Genomic DNA, 20,597 nt, shown 5'->3' with positions numbered 1-20,597 from the left:
AGATGAAGAAAATTCTTGTTGCCAATCGTGGAGAAATCGCGATTCGTGTCTTCCGCGCATGTGCGGAGTTAGGAATCAAAACAGTCGGTATTTATGCTGCGGAGGATGAATACTCCGTCCATCGTTTTAAAGCAGACGAAGCGTATTTAGTGGGGAAAGGCAAACGGCCGATTGATGCGTATTTAGACATTGAAGATATTATTCGCACAGCGAAAAAAGCCGGGGCTGAAGGGATTCATCCAGGGTATGGTTTTTTATCAGAAAACCTGGGCTTTGCTCAGCGCTGTGAAGAAGAAGGTTTGATTTTCATCGGACCATCCACTCACCACTTAGATATTTTTGGCGACAAGATCAAAGCAAAAGCAGCAGCGATCGAGGCGGGGATTCAATCCATTCCCGGATCTGACGGTCCAGTGGCATCGATTGACGACGTTTTAGCATTCGCTGACGAACATGACTATCCAATCATGATCAAAGCAGCTCTTGGCGGCGGTGGTCGAGGCATGCGTGTCGCTCATGATGAAAAAGAAGCACGTGATGGCTACGAACGTGCCAAAAGTGAAGCGAAAGCGGCATTTGGTAGTGACGAAGTTTACGTTGAAAAATATATTAGTAGTCCAAAACATATTGAAGTCCAAATTCTAGGGGATACGCACGGAAATGTCGTCCATCTATTTGAACGTGACTGCTCTGTTCAGCGCCGTCACCAAAAAGTAGTCGAAGTGGCACCTTGTGTGTCAATGACGACTGAACAACGGGAAAAAATTTGTCAAGCTGCCGTTCAATTGATGAAGCATGTTGGCTATATCAATGCCGGAACAGTGGAATTTTTAGTTGAAGGCGATAAATTTTACTTCATCGAAGTAAACCCTCGGGTCCAAGTGGAACATACAATCACTGAAATGATCACCAATTTAGATATCGTGACGACACAAATACTAATTGCACAAGGCAAGGATCTGCATAAAGAAATTGGGATTCCTGAACAAAAAGATATTCGCTTCGAAGGGGTTGCGATTCAATGTCGCGTGACAACGGAAGATCCAGCGAATAATTTTATGCCAGATACTGGTAAGATCGATACCTACCGCTCTCCGGGTGGGTTTGGGGTTCGTTTAGATGTCGGAAATGCTTACGCCGGTGCGGTGGTAACCCCTTATTTCGACTCGCTACTTGTAAAAGTCTGTACGCATGCTGCTTCGTTCGACCAAGCAATTCAAAAAATGATGCGCTGCTTGAAAGAATTCCGTGTACGTGGGGTAAAAACAAACATTCTCTTCATGCGAAATGTCGTTTCTCATCCAGCGTTTCGTTCTGGTCAAGCCAAAACGACTTTTATAGACAATACACCAGAACTATTCAACTTCCCTAGGATCCGTGACCGTGGGAACAAAACCATGAAATATATCGGGGAAATTACCATCAATGGATTTCCGGGGATCGAAAAACAAAAGAAACCATTTTATAATGAGCCACGGATGCCACAACACATCCAAGCAACGCCTGATTTTGTCAGCGCCAAAAATATTTTAGATACGAAAGGTGCCGAGGGTGTCGTTGAATGGATCGGTCAACAAAACAATGTCTTACTGACGGATACAACCTTCCGAGATGCCCATCAAAGTTTGTTGGCAACTCGTGTAAGAACCCATGACTTTAAGAAAATTGCCGCGATGACGGAAGCTGGCCTGCCACAATTGTTCTCAAGTGAAATGTGGGGTGGAGCAACGTTCGACGTTGCCTACCGTTTCTTAACAGAAGATCCATGGGAAAGATTGCGGATGTTCCGGAAAAAAATGCCGAATACCTTGTTGCAAATGTTGTTTAGAGGCTCCAATGCTGTGGGATATTCCAATTATCCAGACAATGTATTGGAAGAATTCATCAAAGAATCTGCAGCGCAAGGAATTGATGTGTTCCGAATCTTTGATAGTTTAAACTGGGTTCCACAAATGGAGAAAAGTATTCAAGCCGTTCGCGATACAGGAAAAATTGCAGAAGCAACGATTTGCTATACCGGGGATATCAATGATCCGACCCGTCAAAAATATTCAGTACAATACTACAAAGATATGGCGAAAGAATTGCAAAACCTTGGTGCCCATATCATTGCTATCAAGGATATGGCTGGATTATTAAAACCGCAAGCGGCTTATCGTTTGATCAGTGAGCTAAAGGATACGATCGATGTGCCGATTCATCTGCATACCCATGATACGAGTGGAAATGGGATCATTACTTACTCAGCAGCTACTAAAGCCGGTGTTGACATCGTGGATGTCGCTATGTCAGCGGTCAGTGGCGCAACGAGTCAACCAAGTATGAGTAGTTTGTATTATGCACTATTGAACGGCGAACGCTGCCCAGAAATCAATGTAGACAATATCCAACAGTTGAACCACTACTGGGAAGATGTCCGCATGTACTACCATTCCTTTGAAAATGGCTTGAACGCACCTCAAACGGAAGTGTACAAGCATGAAATGCCGGGGGGACAATATACCAATCTCCAGCAGCAAGCCAAAGCCGTTGGTTTAGGCGAAAAATGGGATGAAATCAAAGAAATGTATCATGAAGTCAATATGATGTTTGGAGACATCGTGAAAGTGACGCCTTCTTCGAAAGTCGTTGGGGACATGGCACTCTTTATGGTTCAAAATGGCTTGTCTGAGAAAGATGTTTTTGAAAAAGGCGATACATTAAGCTTCCCTGAGTCAGTAATCACATTCTTCCAAGGTGAGTTAGGTCAACCAGTTGGTGGCTTCCCGAAAGAATTACAGCGCATTATCTTGAAAGGACGCCCAGCTTTTACCGAACGTCCTGGAACATTCGCGAAGCCAGTTGATTTTGCTGATGTGAAGCAAGAACTAGCGGAGAAAATCGGCTATGAACCAAAACATGAAGAAGTCTTGAGCTACTTGATGTATCCGCAAGTCTTCCTTGATTATCGAAAAGCTTATGAACAGTTTGCCGATGTAAAAGTCCTTGATACTCCAACTTTCTTTAACGGCATGCGCTTAGGTGAAACGATCAATGTTGAATTAGAAAAAGGCAAAATCTTGATCATTCGTCTAGATGAGATCGGTGAGCCAGATATTGAAGGCAACCGAACACTCTTCTTTAACTTGAACGGACAACGCCGAGAAATCGTCGTTAAGGACAACTCAATCATCAGCTCTGTTCAAACGAAACGTAAAGCAGAGCCAACGAACAAAGAACAGATCGGTGCTTCGATGAGTGGCTCAGTTTTAGAAGTATTAGTCAAAAAAGGCGACCGGGTGGCACGTGGACAAACCTTGATGGTCACGGAAGCGATGAAAATGGAAACTTCGGTTGAAGCCCGCTTCTCAGGCGTAGTTGAACATGTGTATGTAACCGATGGGGAACCAATTCAGTCAGGAGATCTTTTGATTGAAGTCAAAGAGAAGTAAGGAGTCGATCCACAGATGAAGCGAAGAGGATTATTGTTTTGCGGATTATTTGTCCTAGCCCTAATAATCGTGTATTTGCAGCCAGTTTTCATGCAAAACGCTTCAGATTCAAGAGTGACGATCGAAAACCCAATCAAAGCACCAACAAACATGAATTACGAACCAATCGCAGCTCAAGGATTAGCTGAATTGATCGGGGAACCTGTTTCGGATTTCGAAGAAGTCTATGGTCTTCCAGTTCAAACATATCGATCAGGTTACGAGTTTGAAATTCGGGTCTACAATCAATTAGACGATCAACAGTATGTTGAGATCAATACCGATGGTGAAAGTGTGCAAGCAATCAAAGTAATCGGCGCCGGGGGCTCTTCCCTGGCACCTTTTACGATGGGCATGACCTTGACTGACTTGACGGAGTTGACCATGATCTATCCTAACTTTACCTTGACACAAAATGATCGTGCGATCAGTTTCGAATTGATGGAAGAAGATATGAACTACCGTCCATTAGTGGCTTTTGACAACGGGACATTTGCTGTTTTGTTCTTTGATCAGGAAACTGCCCAACTGCAAGCCGTCACTTACTTGGATCAGACCACATTACTTAAACTGGCACCTTATCCTTTGACGGAAGGGCAGCGACCGCTGTTTCAAGTTTCGCAAACAATTGACCAAGCCCAAGCCAACCTTGAAAAAGAGACCCTGGCGTTTGTTATTATCGATAAAATTCGCCAGCAAATCGGCTTAGACAGCTTCTCACAGGATACCCAAACACATCAAGAAGCAGCTGGACTTTTATTTAATTTGACGAATAACCTATCAGACTATTTGACTTCTCAACGAATCCATTCTTATCAACGAGCACTTTCTTCGGAAAAGACAAGTAATTTTGTCTTATCGAATGACGAATGGCGAGAGTTGTTAGCGGAAAAGGAATTAGAAGCATCTGCTTCAATCTTCGAAGCGCCTGTTTATGATCCAACTTTTACGATTTTATCTTGGTTCAGTAATCCAAGATTTACTGAGCGCCTGACCCATGAACAATCAGAAAAGATAGGAATTGCTTTTTCTGAAGCAAATATGGTAGTCTTAGTGCAAGAAGATGTGGAAGGGACCGAGGATAGTACGTCAGATGATTTACGATGAAGCCTTTTTTGAGATTGAAGATCAAATCGAAGCACTTGTGAAGGCAATCAAAGCAAGTGAAACGTGTAAAACCTATCAAAAAGCGAAACAGGTCATGCATCAAGACCCTGATGTTCAGACATTGATGCGATCGTTTTTAGAAAAAAAACTAGATTTTGAAAGAATTGAAGCTTACGGTGAGTATGCGCCTGATTTCAAAGAAAAAAAACGGGCGTTGCGCACAGCCAAGCGGCAGTTGGATCTTAATGAACAAGTAAGTGGGTATCGCTGGAGTGAAACACAACTGCAGCGTTTGCTGGATGAACTGACTGTGGCGATCTCTACTTGTTTTTCTCCCTCTGTCAAAGTGGACGCTGGGAGTCCCTTTTTTCAATCAAAATCAAGTTGTGGAGGAAATTGTCATGCACGAGGATAAAGAGCCTTTTACGATGCAAAAGCGTCGAGGATTGATCGTATGGGTTTACAGCCTACGTCAACTAAAGAATTTGCGTCGTTTTGGTTTTGTTCATTATGTGTCACGCAAGATGAAATACGTGGTCATGTATTTGAACGAAGAAGAATACGAAAGCAAAAAAACAAAAATCGAGCAGTTTCACTTTGTTCGACAAGTTGAAGCTTCCTATCGACCAGATGTCGAAATGGATTTTGCTGAAAAAATTGGTACGTCAGCAGCCTATCCAGTGAAAGACGAAGGGTTTGATATCGAAGAAAAAAATACGATGATTCGATTGGCAGAAAACGTGTAATAAAAAAGTGGGGGTGCCTTGAGTCACCGCCATTTTTTTATTGCTATTTATAGAAACAGTGCTATATTTGTATTTACGAAGATCTTGGAGGGAAAAACGTATGCGTGTAGTAGCCGGAGAATATGGTGGCCGCAGATTAAAAAGTCTCGCTGGAGACAACACTCGCCCCACGACAGACAAAGTAAAAGGGGCGATTTTTAACATGTTAGGGCAATATTTAGATGGAGGAGTTGTACTGGATTTATTCAGCGGAAGCGGGGGCTTGGCTATCGAAGCGGTCTCTCGTGGTGCCAATCATGCGGTTTGTGTCGACCGTAGTTTTCCAGCAACCAAAGTGATCCGCGAAAATATTGCTATAACCAAAGAACCCGAAAAGTTCACGGTGTTAAAAATGGATGCGAATCAAGCTTTACGGCAGTTTGCAGCTGAGGGACAAAGTTTTGACTATTTGTTTTTAGACCCGCCATACGCAAAGCAAGAAATTCTGCATCAGTTAGAAGCTATGCTGAAGGATGAATTGATTCGCCCGTCTGCATACGTAGTTTGCGAAACAGACAAGTCCATCGACTTACCAGAACAAATCGGCTCGTTGCATTCGGTCCGTGCCCAAACCTATGGCATATCGGCAGTGACGATCTATAGAAATGAGGGATAACGTGAAAAAGATTGCTTTATTTCCAGGGAGTTTTGACCCATTGACGTCCGGTCATGTTGACCTGATTGAGCGAGGAGCCACGCTTTTCGATGAATTGATCGTCGGCGTTTTTACAAACACCAATAAAAAAAGTTTTTTTACGAGTGAAGAAAAAGTTCATTTGATCGAAGAAGCCCTCGCCCATATTCCTAACGTCAAGATTTTGGCACAAGAAACGGAGCTGACGGTTACGATCGCAAAAAAACTAGGTGCTCAGTTTCTGCTTAGAGGCATTCGCAGTGTGAAAGACTATGAATATGAGCGGGACATCATGGAGATGAACCATCACCTAGAACCCTCATTAGAGACCGTTTTTCTTTTAGCAGACGCAAAGCACAGTTTCATCAGTTCCAGTTTGTTGAAAGAAATCTTGACCTTTAACGGCGATGTTGCCGAATATTTACCTCAAAATATCTACGATGCTATAGTAAAGAAGCGTGATACCAATGAATCTTAAATCAACGATCAAATATTTCCTCCTGTTTGTTTTAGCGCTAATCATCGCCGCTTGTGCCTTTTTGCCGATTCCCTATTATATCGAGCAACCAGGAGCAACGATCGATTTAAAAGAGCTGATTACCGTCAATCAAAAAGAAGACACATCAGCCGGCTCCTTTTCTTTGACCAGTGTTGGGATTCGACAAGCTACCGTGTTCACAGCGATTGGAACGAAATTCAATGAATTCCAAGACTTGATCAGTGAGGAAGAACTTTTAGGCGGTGCGACAGATGAGGAGTACAACCGCATTCAACGCTACTATATGGAATCCTCGCAAAATAGTGCGATTGAGCAAGCATTAAAGCTGGCAGACTTACCTTATGAAATGACCTATAAAGGGGTCTATGTCATGGGGATCGATCCAAATTCCAGCTTTGCTGGGAAAATATCCGTTGGAGATACCGTCACCGCAGTCAATGGTAAAGAATTTAAAAGCAGTCAAGATTTTATCGACTACGTCCAAAGTCAAACCATTGGTGATGAAATCACCGTGACTTACTTGCAAGATGGCGAAGAAAAAGAAGCAACGGGCAAACTAATTGAACTGGAGAGCAATCAAAAAGCCGGTATCGGCATCTCCCTCGTCGATCATACAGAGATCACTTCTGATGAAGAGATCGTGATCGATTCTGGCAATATCGGAGGACCTTCCGCTGGTTTGATGTTCACCCTTGAAATCTATGAACAGTTGACCGGAGATAACCTACGTAAAGGTCACAACATAGCTGGGACAGGAACGATCTCAGCTGACGGAACCGTTGGTCGAATCGGTGGGATCGATAAAAAAGTAGCGAGTGCCAGTGAAAGTGGTGCAGAAATCTTCTTTGCCCCAGATGATGAAATCACTGACGAAGAGCGTGAAATAGATCCTTCCATCAAAACAAATTATGAAGAGGCAGTGGCAGCAGCGAAGAAGTTAGACACGGATATGAAAATCGTTCCGATCGCCAATGTCCAAGATGCCTTGGATTATCTAGCAACACTAAAAGAAGCAAATTAAAACGGCGCTCGCCGTTTTTTTTATTGTCTAAAGAATACAGTAGGCTCAAAGAAAAGGTTATGCTATACTTTTAGATAAGGAGTGTGAATCTAGTGGAATTAAAAAGACAACAACCGATCGTTGAAGCATATCATTTCGATATGAAACCGAAAGACAAAGAAATGGAAACCAAATTGAATGTCGGCTTTGCGCCGTTAAAAGTCAAAGATGAAGAATATATGGAAAAAAACAGTATTATTGGCGCCCGGCTAGAATTTCAATTAGTGTTCCCTGATTATGTTTTGTCAGGACGTGTCGGACAGGTCAATCATATTTTGAATCGTAAAGTCAATTCTGGAGAAGATCTAACAAAAGCTGAAACTGATCGTTTGGTTGAGCCATTGTTTGATATCGTCAAACGCCTGACGTATGAGGTGACAGAAATCGTGACCGACAAACCAGGACTCCAACTGAACTTCAATACCAACTCGAACCCCACACAAGAATCGACCGAAGAAGAAAAATAAGTTGAAATAGGAGGGATTTCCATTGTTTTCCAACCAAATGCAAGTGATGCTCTACGTTGATGATGTGACGAAAGCTGTCGAATTTTGGCAAGAATTAGGCTTTGTGATCATTGAACAGCAAACGATCGATGGAACATCCGTTGTCGAAATCGCGCCATCAAAAGAGGCAGAGGCTCATTTTGTCTTATATGACCGTGAGTTCATCGAAACGCACTCACCTGAAGTCGCATTAAATTCCCCATCGATCATGTTTTTTGCTGAGGATATTACAGCTCTCTATAAAAAACTTTTAGAGATGGAAGCAGAAGTCGGCGAATTGATTCAGATGGAAGAACAGCTGGTTTTCAATTTTGCCGATCCGGATGGCAATTATTTTGCTGTTTCAGGAAAATAGGTTTTACCGATCGTAATCAATCATTCGTCTTTATGAACCCGACTCTATGCTGTCGAACCGTTCAAGACGAATGATTGTTTTTTGATTTTAATGCAAGACATTTTGCAGCCAAAGGGCTAAAATTGATAATAAGAGACTCAATTGCCTTTAAGGAGGGAATGACTATGCAAAACTATCTTTATGCAATCAGTGATATTCATGGAATGGCCGATCTTTTTAAAAGTCTTCTTGCGGAATATGATCCGAAAATCCATCAGTTGCTTTTGATTGGTGATTTAAATGACCGAGGGCCAATGTCCAAAGAGTGTTTATTGCTTGGAAAGAAATTAGTCGAAGAACATCAAGCGATTTATTTACGTGGCAATCACGAAGAGTATTTTCTGCAATTTCTAAATGCCCCAGAGGATTGGTTCGCCGCCTACGTACGCAATGGCGGCAAAGAAACGATTGAAAGTCTTTTACATTCAGGAGCTACTGAAGAGTATTCGCCAACGGAAATTGCCTTGATGATCCGAAGTAGATATGGAGACTTAATAGAGTTTTTGATGGAGCGGCCGCTTTATTACGAATGGGGGAAGTATCTTTTTGTCCATGCGGGCGTGGATTTAAGTAAAAAAGATTGGCGGAAGACCGCCGACCACGATTTTATCTGGATTCGCGAGCCATTTCATAAAGGAAAAAACCGTACAGGAAAAACGATCGTTTTTGGTCATACCATCACGCCAATGCTGCATGGAGATATGCAGACGACGGATCTTTGGCAACAAGACGACAAAATCGGCATCGATGGCGGGGCAGTATTTGGTGGATCGGTGCATGGCGTGATTTTTGATGACAAAGGGGTCCTTCAGGATATCGAATATCAAAATTTAGCAGGACCTTGGCAACCAGACTTTTAAAAGTCTTTTCTAAAAAGAGAAAAGCAGCCATTACAAGAGCCCCGAAGCAATGTTCCTTTCGTGCCTTCTTGTTTCCTCAATGGCTGACTTTTTTATGTTAAAATAGCAAAAGCAACAAAGGAAAGGTGAGAACGAATGGCAGAAATGAATCAAGAGGTACTTGATTTAGTGAAACAAGAACTAACCGCTTTTACCCAAAAACAAATCAGTACGGTGTTACAATTATTGCAAGAAGGAAATACCGTTCCGTTTATTGCCCGCTACCGTAAAGAAATGACGAATGGACTTGACGAAGTTCAGATTCGAGAAATCGAAGAGCGGTATCAGTACTTAGAAAACCTAGAGAAACGCAAGCAAGAAGTTTTGCGCTTGATAGAAGAACAAGAAAAGCTAACGCCTGAACTATCACAGGCGATTTTAGCTGCGACAAAAATGCAGGCCGTCGAAGACCTGTATCGTCCTTACAAACAAAAACGACGCACCAAAGCGACGATCGCCAAAGAAAATGGCTTGGAACCATTTGCTCAGTGGCTGTTAAGCTTCTCAAAAACAGGTGATGTACAAGAAAAAGCGGCCGAATTTATGAGTGATGCTGTTCCTACTGTAGAAGATGTCTTGGCTGGCGCCCATGAGATCATTGCAGAAGGCGTTGGTGATACTGCTGAATTTCGAAGTTGGATTCGGAGCTATTATTCTAACAAAGGACTGTATAAGAGCACGGTCAAAAATGCTGAAAAAGATGAAAAAGGCGTTTATGAAATGTATTACGATTTCCAACATCCTATCAATAAGATGGTTTCCCACCGGGTTTTAGCCACCAATCGTGGAGAAAAAGAAGACATTTTGAAGGTAACGCTTGTGGCAGATGAAGAAAAAATCACGGAGTACCTACGTCGGAAATTGATCACGAATAGTGATTCACCCGCAGCCAGTTTTGTCCAAACTGCTGCTGCTGACGCCTTGAAACGGTTTATCTTACCAGCGATCGAACGAGAGATCCGCAATGAATTGACAGAAAAAGCCGACGAACAAGCAATTGCGATTTTTGGAGAAAATCTTCGCAATCTGTTGCTGCAGCCGCCATTGAAGGGCAAAATCGTTTTAGGTTTTGATCCAGCGTATCGAACGGGCTGTAAATTGGCCGTCGTTGATGAGACAGGAAAAGTACTAGCGATCGAAGTGATCTATCCCCATAAACCGGCGCCGATGAACAAACGAGAAGCGGCTGAACCAGCGTTTCGTCGCTTATTGCAAACCTATAAAGTTGAAATGGTCGCAATCGGTAATGGAACGGCGAGTCGAGAGTCAGAGCAATTCGTCGCTGAACAATTAAAATTGATCGATCAAGAAGTATATTATGTGATCGTGAATGAGGCAGGCGCTTCTGTTTATTCGGCCAGTCCGATCGCCCGGCAAGAATTCCCTGATCTGCAAGTGGAAGAACGCAGTGCCATCAGTATTGGTCGCCGTCTGCAAGATCCCTTGGCAGAATTAGTTAAAATCGATCCACAATCGGTGGGCGTCGGGCAATACCAACATGACGTTTCGCAAAAGCGCTTAGCCGAACAATTGGATTTTGTCGTGGAAACGGTCGTCAACCAAGTAGGCGTTGATGTCAATACCGCAAGTGCGGCACTTTTACAGCACGTGGCGGGCTTAAATAAAACGACTGCCCAAAATATCGTGACCTATCGAGAAGAAAACGGGGTATTTACGCAGCGCAATCAACTGAAAAAAGTCCCTCGCTTAGGGCCAAAGGCCTATGAACAGGCGATCGGTTTTATGCGGATTCCTGGCGGAAAAGTCATTTTGGACAATACCGGGATTCATCCAGAAAGTTATGACACTGCCAAAGAAATTTTGGCGCTCGCGGATATTTCTCTAGCGGAGCTTGGGAAAGAACAATCGGAAGAAAATAAAGTGAAGTTGGCGCAAATGCGTCCAGCAGAACTTTCTGCTAAATTGTCTGTCGGGAAAGAAACCATCACAGATATCTTAAAAGCGTTAATGCAGCCAGGACGTGATATGCGGGATGAAATGCCAGCCCCATTATTGCGCAAAGATGTGTTGAGTATGGAGGATCTAAAACCGGGAATGGAATTGAAAGGAACTGTTCGAAATGTGATCGACTTTGGTGCTTTCGTCGATATCGGTGTCAAACAAGATGGACTGGTTCATTTGTCGAAGCTGAGCCGTTCGTTTGTAAAACATCCGAAAGACGTTGTTTCCGTTGGTGATGTCGTAACCGTTTGGATCGAGCAAGTAGATGTCAAAAAAGGCCGTATCAGTTTAACCATGATCGATCCAGGAAATGCTAAATGACCCAACAAGAATTGCAGCGTTTGGTGGAAGAGCTTTCGCTGTCTGTTTTCAATAAACCATTTACGCATCGAGCGGTATTTAATTCTCGCTTAAAAACAACCGGTGGCCGTTACCATCTAAGTGATCACCACTTGGATTTCAATCCAGTGATGCTCACAGAACACGGGATGGAGGTTTTTATCGGCATTATCAAGCATGAATTATGTCACTATCATTTGCATTTAGCAGGTCTTGGTCATCGTCACCAAGATCCTGCTTTTAAAGCATTGCTGGCAAAAACGGGAGGCCTGCGGTATGCACCTCCTGCCAAAAGGACAGCGAAACATCGCTATCGATGTCAAAATTGCGGCTGCGAGATTCGGCGGCAGCGGCGTGTGGATATCAAAAAATATGTTTGTGGAAAATGTCGTGGACGTTTGCTAGAAATAGGAAATGATGAGAAAAGTCAAGTCGAAAAATAAAACTCGTTGCTATTTTTTTCATTTTGTATGATAATGTAGGTCGTGTGACAACCTGATATTTGTCAATACACGCGTTTTTTTACGACGCGGATTTGAGAAAAGAGGATTATAATAATGGAAAATCAAAACAAAATACATCATTTTGTTGGAATCAAAGGTTCCGGTATGAGTTCATTGGCTTTGATTCTGCACGAAAAAGGCTACCAAGTACAAGGCTCTGATGTGGAAGAATATTTCTTCACTCAACGTGATCTAGAAAAAGCAGCAATCAAATTGTTGCCTTTCGATAAAGCAAACATTCAACCAGAAATGGTCATTATCCAAGGGAATGCTTTCCCTGACACCCACGAAGAAATCATACGGGCCAAAGAACTTGGTTTAGAAGTCACTCGTTATCATGACTTTATTGGCCAATTCATTCAGCCCTATACGAGTATTGCTGTGACTGGTTCTCACGGAAAAACCAGTACGACAGGATTGCTTTCTCATGTTTTAAGCGGCATCCGGCCAACAAGTTTCTTGATTGGCGATGGTACCGGTCATGGAGAGCCCGATGCGGAATTCTTCTCGTTTGAAGCTTGTGAATACCGCCGTCATTTCTTAGCTTATTCACCGGACTATGCAATTATGACCAACATCGATTTTGATCATCCGGACTATTTCCACTCGATTGACGATGTCTTCTCAGCCTTTCAATCGATGGCAAGTCAAGTAAAAAAAGGCATTTTTGCTTTTGGTGATGACGAGTACCTGCGTAAACTTGAAGCAGATGTCCCGATCTACTATTACGGCGTCAACGATAACGACGATGTTCAAGCAAAAAACATTGAACGCACCACCCAAGGTTCAGAGTTCGACGTCTTTATCCATGGTGAAAACATTGGCCATTTTGTCTTGCCAGCGTTTGGTCAACACAACATCAACAACGCACTCAGTGTGATCGCTGTGGCTTACAAAGAAGGATTGGACATGAAAGAAGTTGCCGCTGAGATGCTCTCATTCCCTGGAGTGAAACGTCGCTTCAGCGAAAAAATCGTAGCGGATATGACGATCGTAGACGATTACGCCCATCATCCTGCAGAAATCAAAGCAACGATTGATGGCGCTCGTCAAAAATATCCGGATAAAGAGATTATTGCTGTCTTCCAACCTCATACCTTTACCCGTACGATCGCTTTAATGGATGAATTTGCGGAAGCGTTAGATCTTGCAGACCATGTGTATCTATGTGATATTTTTGGATCTGCTCGTGAATCCCGAGGGGATGTTAAAATTGAAGATCTGGGCAATAAAATTCAAAGAGGCGGAACTGTGATCAAAGAAGAGAACGTTTCTCCGCTACTAGATCATCAAAATGCTGTCGTGATTTTTATGGGAGCAGGCGATGTGCAAAAATTTGAAACAGCCTATGAAAAACTACTAAGCAATACAACTCGTAACGTATTGTAATCAAAGACTCTTGTGGCGTGTTTGCTGCAAGAGTTTTTTACATCTGAAGTTTTTGCAAAAGCAGCACCGCGAACTTGCACTTTTGTCGGCATCTGATAGAATATACTCAGATGAAACTATTCTTTTTGGAGGAATTAAATTTTGAATATAGGAAAACCGCGAAAAATAGGGAAAAGTATTGAAGATATCGAGGAAAGCGATTCGTTATCCTTAACAGAATCGATCGAAGACAATCAACTGTTGTTATATTTAGGAATTACTAATGATGCAAACCCTTTGTATATTCAACATGACTACACGCAAAATACTGAGTATCAGCGTCCAATCGTCCCATCCATCATGTTGATGGGGATCATCACCAGTGCCGTATCGAAACATTTGCCTGGTCCTGGCTCTCATGTAGTCAATTTTTCGGTGAACTTTATTGAACCTGTATATCATTATGAAACATTGACCTTTGAATTCGAAGTGATCAAAGTGGATAAAATGAAAGACGTGGTAACTATTTCGGTTGAAGCGATCAACACAGAAGATCATCGTATTTTAGATGCTGTGGTCATGGTCCAGCCGCCAAAAGCAGTAGCAGTAAATGAGGAGGAACAACAAGATGAATAATTTAAACAATGAAACCGTCCAAGCCCAAGGCTTAAATCGCTTTTATTCAAAAGTGTATTTATTCTTCGGCGTTGGGCTTGCGATCAGTGCGATTTCAGCCTATATTTTTGGGGAAGTCTTCAAAGCGCAAACCCTGCAATTTATCGACAATTTTCCGCTAGGATTTACCGGTCTTTGGATCTTACAGATCATTCTAGTTATTGTATTAGGGGTGAAGGCGCAGAAAAATCCGTCCTTGACCGTTGCTGGCTTTTTAGTCTATTCGCTCTTGAATGGATTGACCTTGTCTGTGACATTGATGATCTATGACTTTGGATCGATCGTGGGAGCATTTGTTTCAGCAGCCGTCACTTTTGGTGTCATGTCAGCATTTGGGATCATGACCAAACGTGATCTAAGTGTGGTTGGTCGTATCGGCTATGGTCTGTTGATCGGGATCATCATCTCAACGCTCTTGAATGTATTTATTTTACGCAGTCAACCGGTTGACTTTTTCTTATCGATCGTGACCGTCTTTGTCTTTATGGGAATCACCGCTTATGACAATCAGCAAATCCGCAATGTATACTTCGCAACGAATGGTGGCGCAAATACAGGAGTGGCCGTTTTCATGGCATTACAACTGTATTTAGACTTCATCAACTTATTCCTTGCGTTATTGCGTATCTTTGGAAAAAACAACTAAAAAAAGTGCGAGGAAACTCGCCTTTTTTTTTGTATAAAATGAGAGAGAAAACAAAGCAATTCATCGCTTTTGTGCCCGTTCTTTGATAGAATAAAGAGGAACTTTTTGAGAAAAGGAGTAATCAAATGCCAAAAAATAAATTACTACTCGTTGATGGGAATAGTGTGGCTTTTCGCGCGTTTTTTGCGTTGCATAATTCATTAGAACGGTTTAAAAATGCCAATGGGCTGCACACAAATGCCATCTATGCGTTTCATACTATGTTTGAAAATGTGATGGCAAAAGAACAGCCAACACATGTTTTAGTGGCTTTTGATGCTGGAAAAACCACCTTCAGGACAGCGATGTATGAAGATTATAAAGGTGGACGTTCAAAAACCCCTGGGGAATTTAAAGAACAAATGCCTTACATTCGCGAATTGATCAACGCGTTAGGTGTTCAATACTACGAATTAGATAACTATGAAGCCGATGATATCATTGGTACATTGGCAAATAAAGTCGATAAAGAGCTGTTTGATGTCGTCGTTTTATCTGGCGATCGCGATTTGACCCAGCTGGCAACGGAGCACGTGAAAGTTGACATTACGGTCAAAGGAGTTAGCGAAATTGAAAGTTATACGCCCGCTCATGTGGCTGAAAAATATGACGGCCTAACGCCCTTACAAATCATCGACATGAAAGGACTTGCTGGCGATGCTTCCGATAATATTCCCGGCGTCACCAAAATTGGTGAGAAGACAGCCATCAAGCTATTGAAAGAATATGGCTCTGTTGAGGGGATCTATGAACACATCGATGAAATGAAAAAAAGCAAGATGAAAGAAAACTTGATCAATGATCGTGAGATCGCCTTTCTTTCAAAACAATTAGCAACCATTGATGTGGATGCGCCCATTGAGGTCGATGTTGACAAACTGAAATATGAAGGCAAAGATTTAGAGAAGTTAGTGCCATTCTACCAAGAAATGAACTTTAATAGCTTCTTAGATAAGCTGCAAATTACAGCTGAACCAGTTGAGATGGAAGACATTTTGTTTTCGGTCGTTGAAGAAGTAACGGAAGATATGTTCCAGGGAGACACAGCATTGTATGTCGAGATGATGGGGGATAACTATCATTTGGAAGACATTGTCGGTGTTGCTTGGGGCAATCAAGAAAAAATTTATGTCAGCAATCGTGAAGAATTGTTTGAAAGTCCAGCCTTTACCGATTGGTTAAAAGACGAGAAACGTAAAAAATTCGTTTATGATGCCAAACGCACGTACGTGGCGTTAAACCGGTACACGACAGCACCAAAAGGAATCGCTTTTGATGTTTTATTGGCAGCTTATCTTTTAGACACGAATGATACGAATAATGACATCGCAGGTGTTGCCGCTCACTATGGCTATGATGCGATCCAATCGGATGAAGCGATTTATGGAAAAGGAGCGAAAAAAGGGCTGCCGGCGGATGAGGAAGACTTCTTTGCTCATTTAGCCCGTAAAGTAGCGGCGATTACAAACCTAACCCCAAAACTTACGGAAGAATTGGCAGCGAAGAATCAAACAGCGCTCTTTGAAGAAATGGAATTGCCTTTATCAATGATTTTAGCTGAGATGGAGATTACCGGCATCAAAGTTGATGCGTCTCGCTTGCATCAGATGAAGGGCGAATTTGCACAACGGTTGCATGAAATTGAAGAAAAAATCTACGCCGAAGCTGGAGAAACCTTCAACTTAAACTCGCCGAAACAATTAGGTGTGATTTTATTTGAAAAAATGGGCTTACCAGTTATCAAAAAAACCAAAACTGGCTATTCGACAGCAGTCGATGTGTTAGAACAACTAAAAGAGCAAGCACCAATCGTTGAAGACATTTTGACTTATCGTCAAATCGCTAAGATCCAATCAACCTATGTAGAAGGCTTATTAAAAGTGATCCAAGGAGATGGCAAAGTCCATACGCGATATGTACAAACCTTGACCCAAACTGGTCGTTTAAGTTCTGTCGATCCAAACTTACAAAACATTCCGATTCGTTTAGAAGAAGGTCGAAAGATCCGCGAAGCCTTTGTGCCACGAGAAACTGATTGGGTGATCTATTCCTCTGACTACTCTCAAATCGAACTACGGGTGTTGGCACATATTTCAGATGATACCCATTTGAAAGAAGCCTTTATCGAAGGTCAGGATATCCACTCAAGTACAGCGATGCGAGTCTTTGGTATCGAAAAAGCAGAAGATGTGACACCAAATATGCGTCGTCAAGCCAAAGCGGTCAACTTCGGTATCGTTTATGGTATTTCTGATTATGGATTATCACAGAATCTAGGAATCACCAGAAAAGCCGCCCAACAATACATCGATACGTATTTTGAAAAATATCCTGGTGTGAAAACGTATATGGAGGATGTGGTTCGTGAGGCGAAGGACAAAGGGTACGTTGAAACCTTGTATCATCGCCGTCGTTACCTACCTGATATCAATTCGCGCAATTTCAATATTCGGACTTTTGCTGAAAGAACCGCCATCAATACACCGATTCAAGGCAGTGCGGCGGATATCTTAAAGATTGCTATGATCGATTTGGCGAAACGTTTGAAAGAAGAAAAATTAGCAGCAACGATGCTGCTGCAAGTACACGATGAACTAGTCTTTGAAGTACCTGAATCTGAATTGCCTCGTCTTGATGCTTTGGTGAAAGAAGTGATGGAGCAAGCCGTTGCATTGCATGTCCCTTTACTGACAGACAGCAATTGGGGCAAAACATGGTACGATGCAAAATAAATGAGGTGAACAGAGGTGCCGGAATTACCAGAAGTTGAAACGGTCCGCAAAGGACTTGAAAAACTTGTTTTAAATAAAACGATCGAATCGGTTGAGATCCTTTGGCCGCGAATCATCGAGAGTCCTGAAGTACCGATCTTTTCGACACTTTTGAAAGGGCAACGTTTTGAAAAATTTGAACGACGTGGAAAATTTTTGATTTTTAAATTGACAGATTATGATCTGATCTCTCATCTACGAATGGAAGGCAAGTACGAGTATTTTGAGTCAGACCCGATTGTCGATAAACATACACATGTCATTTTCCATTTTACAGATGGCAGTCAGTTAAATTACCATGATGTAAGAAAATTTGGTCGTATGACCTTAGTGGATAAAGACCAAAGCGCAGCCTATAAAGGGATCATGCAATTAGGTCCTGAACCTAAGCCTGAATTGTTTTTATTAGAAGCATTTGAACAAGGATTGAAGCGTTCGAAAAAAGCCATCAAACCGTTATTGCTTGACCAAAAGCTCGTTACTGGTTTGGGCAATATTTATGTAGATGAGGCGCTGTGGCAAGCAAAAATCCATCCAGAGCAACCAGCGGATTCATTAATGCCAACTGAAGTAGATGTGCTGCATGAAGCAATCATCGATGTCTTAGAGCGAGCTGTTGAAGCAGGCGGAACTACCATTCGGACCTATCTCAATGCACTAGGAGAAGCCGGGAAATTCCAAATGTCATTAAATGTCTATGGCCAGACAGGCAATCCTTGTGGCCGATGTGGCACACCAATCGTCAAGATCAAAGTTGCCCAACGGGGGACGCATTTTTGTCCTCAGTGTCAAAAACTGCATGTGAGGTCCAACAAATGAGTTTTGTTTTAGGCGTCACTGGGGGAATCGCCACTGGAAAAAGTACTGCAGTCGCGCATTTTCGATCACTGGGTTTACCGATTATTGATGCCGATATCATCGCAAGAGAAGTCGTTGAACCGAATACGGAGGGCTTGCAGGCGGTGACGCAAGCCTTTGGTCCGCAGATTTTGACCGATGATGGGCAGCTAGATCGACAAACCCTCGGTGCTTTGATTTTTAACGATCCAGAAAAACGCCGCATGCTGAATCAGACGTTATCTCCTTTTATTCGACAAGAGATTTTGTCTCAGATCGAAGAAAAAAAACAGGAAGTGCCCTTGTTGATCGTTGACATTCCTTTGCTTTATGAAGCCGACTACGACCAATACATGGATCAAACCGCAGTCGTTTATGTGCCAGAAGCAATTCAAAAAGAGCGGTTGATGGCACGTAATCAATTGAATGAGCAAGACGCGCAACAACGAATCGACAGTCAGCTTTCAATTGAGAAAAAGAAACAACGGGCCGATATTGTCTTTGATAATCAAGGAACGATCGCCCAACTCAATCAGCAGATCGATGATTGGCTCGCATCTATAAATAAATAGGTAAAGCAGCAGGTTCCCTTTCACTAAAGGGAACCTGCTATTTTATCTTTCAATAGCAAACCTAGCCCTATCATTTCCAAAAACAACTGGCGCTGAAACATGTCGGAAACTGTTTGGTTTGGAAAGTAAGACGATCGTTTATGAATGGTTAAATATCAAAGTACCAGCCCTGATTTATTTTGGGGTCACGATCACGCGATTGCTGGAAAAGGGGTGAAGAACGATCGGCTGATCATAAAAAGAGGTGAGAACCTCCTCAGTAAAAATCGTCTCTCGTTGACCAGCGGCGTGGACTTTGCCGTTTTTTAACATCAGCAAATGAGTGAAAATCGGTAGTAGCTCTTCTGTATGATGGGTAACGTAAAGAAGAGTCGGCGTATTCGGCAGTTGTGAAAAAGCCTCCAGACGGGTTAGCAGTTCTTCTCGCGCAAATAGATCAAGGCCCGTACAAGGTTCGTCCAAAATCAGGATCTCTGGTTGTGCCATCATGGCCCGTGCGATCATGACAAATTGTTTTTCCCCTTGAGAAAGGACGTGATAGGAACGATGGATCAAATGCGACAAACCTAAGTCAGTCAAAAGCGCTTTTGCTTGGATCAGCTGCTCTTCTTCATAGGACTCATAAAGACCAATACTGGAATAAAGCACCGAAAGAACGATCTCTTCGGCAAGATCGCGACCATAAAACTTGCTTTGCAACGCTGAACTGACCCAACCAATGCGCCGTTGAAGATCGGGCACAGACGTTTTTCCGTAACGCTCACCTAAGACCGTTCGTTGACCAGAAGAAGGCCATAAGCTTCCCGTGATCATTTGGAGTAATAAACTTTTGCCAGCACCATTCAGCCCTAAAATCGCCCAATGCTCATTTTTTTTCACTTGCCAATTGATCGCTTTTAATAAATAGTTCTTGTCGCGAACGAATGAAACCTGTTGGAAATCGAGGATTGTCATCTATTATCGAACCTTAACAGGTTCTTCACCTCCATTTATAAGAATATTCAGAAAATAATACCTACTATTATAACACATCAGTCCAAATTTCGCTGGTTGGTTGGTATCGCATTCATATCTTTTGTCAGAATTCAGAATGCTTGTTATGATGAAACTATACAGGAGGGATGATAACTATGGGTACTTTTAAAGACGAAAAAGATGTGATCGTTGGCAAGGCTAAAGAAAAAATCGGTGAGTGGACCAATAATGAAGAACTTGCCCATTCTGGGAAAGAACAAGCACACGAAGGTCAGATCAAGAAAGAGCACGATCAAAAAAGAGTCAATGAATTAGAAGATCAAAATGACGAGCGCGATGCCCGCAATGATCGAACTACCCCAGAAAATGTCAGCAGTGAAGAATTGTTGCGAGCTGAAAATCCTGATGCCAATAAAATTTCTTCTGCCGATCGTCGAGATGCAGACCAGCTGAAGCATTATACTGGAATTGAAGATAAATTATAACTGAACACGGATGCCTTCGTCTTCTAGACGAGGCATTTTTTTGTTAACCAGAGTGGATGAAGAGTCAAGAG

Annotated in this window: 20 protein-coding genes; 19 read left to right on the top strand and 1 reads right to left on the bottom strand. The window is 42.5% G+C overall.

Annotated features, from left to right (window positions below; genetic code table 11):
* Positions 1 to 2: 2 nt before the first annotated feature.
* From IGK85_RS08655 to coaE, 18 genes are all read left to right on the top strand, one after another.
* Positions 3 to 3,431: a pyruvate carboxylase gene (locus IGK85_RS08655; protein ID WP_008380105.1), complete on the top strand. Its 3,429-nt coding sequence runs from the start codon at positions 3 to 5 to the stop codon at positions 3,429 to 3,431.
* Positions 3,432 to 3,446: 15 nt separating this feature from the next.
* Positions 3,447 to 4,577: a CAP-associated domain-containing protein gene (locus IGK85_RS08650; RefSeq protein ID WP_005235750.1), complete on the top strand. Its 1,131-nt coding sequence runs from the start codon at positions 3,447 to 3,449 to the stop codon at positions 4,575 to 4,577.
* The gene (locus tag IGK85_RS08645; protein WP_008380102.1) at positions 4,564 to 4,992 is read left to right on the top strand and encodes a YlbF family regulator; all 429 of its coding nucleotides are present in this window, start codon (positions 4,564 to 4,566) and stop codon (positions 4,990 to 4,992) included. The genes IGK85_RS08650 and IGK85_RS08645 overlap by 14 nt, the downstream gene beginning before the upstream one ends.
* Positions 4,979 to 5,323 (top strand): YlbG family protein, encoded by a 345-nt coding sequence (locus tag IGK85_RS08640; protein ID WP_005235753.1) that lies wholly within the window; start codon positions 4,979 to 4,981, stop codon positions 5,321 to 5,323. The genes IGK85_RS08645 and IGK85_RS08640 overlap by 14 nt, the downstream gene beginning before the upstream one ends.
* A gap of 100 nt (positions 5,324 to 5,423) precedes the next feature.
* The gene (gene rsmD, locus IGK85_RS08635) at positions 5,424 to 5,978 is read left to right on the top strand and encodes a 16S rRNA (guanine(966)-N(2))-methyltransferase RsmD (RefSeq protein ID WP_008380099.1); all 555 of its coding nucleotides are present in this window, start codon (positions 5,424 to 5,426) and stop codon (positions 5,976 to 5,978) included.
* Between the two features lies 1 nt (position 5,979).
* Positions 5,980 to 6,474 (top strand): pantetheine-phosphate adenylyltransferase, encoded by a 495-nt coding sequence (gene coaD, locus IGK85_RS08630; RefSeq protein ID WP_005231326.1) that lies wholly within the window; start codon positions 5,980 to 5,982, stop codon positions 6,472 to 6,474.
* Positions 6,464 to 7,516 (top strand): SepM family pheromone-processing serine protease, encoded by a 1,053-nt coding sequence (locus IGK85_RS08625; protein ID WP_008380096.1) that lies wholly within the window; start codon positions 6,464 to 6,466, stop codon positions 7,514 to 7,516. Before coaD ends, IGK85_RS08625 begins: the two co-directional genes overlap by 11 nt.
* 92 nt (positions 7,517 to 7,608) lie before the next feature.
* Positions 7,609 to 8,022 carry a DUF1149 family protein gene (locus IGK85_RS08620; RefSeq protein WP_008380094.1) on the top strand — a complete coding sequence of 138 codons (414 nt, stop codon included), beginning with the start codon at positions 7,609 to 7,611 and terminating at the stop codon, positions 8,020 to 8,022.
* Positions 8,023 to 8,044: 22 nt separating this feature from the next.
* Complete coding sequence (locus tag IGK85_RS08615; protein ID WP_008380092.1) at positions 8,045 to 8,416, top strand: VOC family protein; 372 nt, start codon at positions 8,045 to 8,047, stop codon at positions 8,414 to 8,416.
* 164 nt (positions 8,417 to 8,580) lie between these two features.
* On the top strand, positions 8,581 to 9,315 hold the full coding sequence (locus tag IGK85_RS08610; RefSeq protein WP_008380090.1) for a metallophosphoesterase family protein: 735 nt from the start codon (positions 8,581 to 8,583) through the stop codon (positions 9,313 to 9,315).
* Between the two features lie 135 nt (positions 9,316 to 9,450).
* A complete protein-coding gene (locus IGK85_RS08605) occupies positions 9,451 to 11,637 on the top strand; it encodes a Tex family protein (RefSeq protein WP_008380088.1) in 2,187 nt (728 codons plus the stop codon).
* The gene (locus tag IGK85_RS08600; RefSeq protein ID WP_008380085.1) at positions 11,634 to 12,098 is read left to right on the top strand and encodes a SprT family protein; all 465 of its coding nucleotides are present in this window, start codon (positions 11,634 to 11,636) and stop codon (positions 12,096 to 12,098) included. The genes IGK85_RS08605 and IGK85_RS08600 overlap by 4 nt, the downstream gene beginning before the upstream one ends.
* Positions 12,099 to 12,212: 114 nt before the next feature.
* Positions 12,213 to 13,547, top strand: a complete 1,335-nt coding sequence (gene murC, locus IGK85_RS08595; protein WP_005235767.1) for a UDP-N-acetylmuramate--L-alanine ligase — start codon at positions 12,213 to 12,215, stop codon at positions 13,545 to 13,547.
* A 141-nt stretch (positions 13,548 to 13,688) separates the two neighbouring features.
* Positions 13,689 to 14,162 (top strand): MaoC family dehydratase, encoded by a 474-nt coding sequence (locus tag IGK85_RS08590; RefSeq protein ID WP_429972225.1) that lies wholly within the window; start codon positions 13,689 to 13,691, stop codon positions 14,160 to 14,162.
* Positions 14,155 to 14,847, top strand: a complete 693-nt coding sequence (locus IGK85_RS08585) for a Bax inhibitor-1/YccA family protein (protein WP_005235771.1) — start codon at positions 14,155 to 14,157, stop codon at positions 14,845 to 14,847. Before IGK85_RS08590 ends, IGK85_RS08585 begins: the two co-directional genes overlap by 8 nt.
* Positions 14,848 to 14,972: 125 nt before the next feature.
* Positions 14,973 to 17,618, top strand: a complete 2,646-nt coding sequence (gene polA, locus IGK85_RS08580; protein ID WP_005235779.1) for a DNA polymerase I — start codon at positions 14,973 to 14,975, stop codon at positions 17,616 to 17,618.
* Positions 17,619 to 17,633: 15 nt separating this feature from the next.
* A complete protein-coding gene (gene mutM / locus IGK85_RS08575) occupies positions 17,634 to 18,476 on the top strand; it encodes a DNA-formamidopyrimidine glycosylase (RefSeq protein WP_008380077.1) in 843 nt (280 codons plus the stop codon).
* Positions 18,473 to 19,066 carry a dephospho-CoA kinase gene (coaE, locus tag IGK85_RS08570; protein ID WP_008380075.1) on the top strand — a complete coding sequence of 198 codons (594 nt, stop codon included), beginning with the start codon at positions 18,473 to 18,475 and terminating at the stop codon, positions 19,064 to 19,066. Before mutM ends, coaE begins: the two co-directional genes overlap by 4 nt.
* 174 nt (positions 19,067 to 19,240) lie before the next feature.
* Here coaE and IGK85_RS08565 read toward each other — a convergent pair whose 3' ends face one another.
* Entirely contained in the window at positions 19,241 to 20,020 is a 780-nt protein-coding gene (locus tag IGK85_RS08565; RefSeq protein ID WP_008380073.1) for an ABC transporter ATP-binding protein, read from the bottom strand.
* 176 nt (positions 20,021 to 20,196) lie between these two features.
* On the opposite strand from IGK85_RS08565, the gene IGK85_RS08560 reads away from it, so the two are divergent.
* On the top strand, positions 20,197 to 20,526 hold the full coding sequence (locus IGK85_RS08560; RefSeq protein WP_008380072.1) for a hypothetical protein: 330 nt from the start codon (positions 20,197 to 20,199) through the stop codon (positions 20,524 to 20,526).
* The last annotated feature ends 71 nt before the right edge of the window (positions 20,527 to 20,597 follow it).

This window comes from Enterococcus sp. AZ015, from assembly GCF_050499225.1.
GTDB lineage: Bacteria > Bacillota > Bacilli > Lactobacillales > Enterococcaceae > Enterococcus_D > Enterococcus_D entomosocium.
The sequence above is the reverse complement of the archived record's forward strand: the minus strand, read 5'-3'. Positions and strand labels throughout refer to the sequence as shown.

Excerpts from the sequence above, each read along its gene's own strand:
- IGK85_RS08650 (WP_005235750.1), top strand. The coding sequence starts at position 3,447 with ATGAAGCGAAGAGGATTATTGTTTTGCGGATTATTTGTCCTAGCCCTA.
- IGK85_RS08645 (WP_008380102.1), top strand. The coding sequence starts at position 4,564 with ATGATTTACGATGAAGCCTTTTTTGAGATTGAAGATCAAATCGAAGCA.
- IGK85_RS08565 (WP_008380073.1), bottom strand. The coding sequence starts at position 20,020 with ATGACAATCCTCGATTTCCAACAGGTTTCATTCGTTCGCGACAAGAAC.
- coaE (WP_008380075.1), top strand. The coding sequence starts at position 18,473 with ATGAGTTTTGTTTTAGGCGTCACTGGGGGAATCGCCACTGGAAAAAGT.
- IGK85_RS08625 (WP_008380096.1), top strand. The coding sequence starts at position 6,464 with ATGAATCTTAAATCAACGATCAAATATTTCCTCCTGTTTGTTTTAGCG.
- IGK85_RS08640 (WP_005235753.1), top strand. The coding sequence starts at position 4,979 with ATGCACGAGGATAAAGAGCCTTTTACGATGCAAAAGCGTCGAGGATTG.
- murC (WP_005235767.1), top strand. The coding sequence starts at position 12,213 with ATGGAAAATCAAAACAAAATACATCATTTTGTTGGAATCAAAGGTTCC.
- polA (WP_005235779.1), top strand. The coding sequence starts at position 14,973 with ATGCCAAAAAATAAATTACTACTCGTTGATGGGAATAGTGTGGCTTTT.
- rsmD (WP_008380099.1), top strand. The coding sequence starts at position 5,424 with ATGCGTGTAGTAGCCGGAGAATATGGTGGCCGCAGATTAAAAAGTCTC.
- IGK85_RS08585 (WP_005235771.1), top strand. The coding sequence starts at position 14,155 with ATGAATAATTTAAACAATGAAACCGTCCAAGCCCAAGGCTTAAATCGC.
- IGK85_RS08605 (WP_008380088.1), top strand. The coding sequence starts at position 9,451 with ATGGCAGAAATGAATCAAGAGGTACTTGATTTAGTGAAACAAGAACTA.
- IGK85_RS08610 (WP_008380090.1), top strand. The coding sequence starts at position 8,581 with ATGCAAAACTATCTTTATGCAATCAGTGATATTCATGGAATGGCCGAT.
- IGK85_RS08655 (WP_008380105.1), top strand. The coding sequence starts at position 3 with ATGAAGAAAATTCTTGTTGCCAATCGTGGAGAAATCGCGATTCGTGTC.
- IGK85_RS08560 (WP_008380072.1), top strand. The coding sequence starts at position 20,197 with ATGGGTACTTTTAAAGACGAAAAAGATGTGATCGTTGGCAAGGCTAAA.
- IGK85_RS08600 (WP_008380085.1), top strand. The coding sequence starts at position 11,634 with ATGACCCAACAAGAATTGCAGCGTTTGGTGGAAGAGCTTTCGCTGTCT.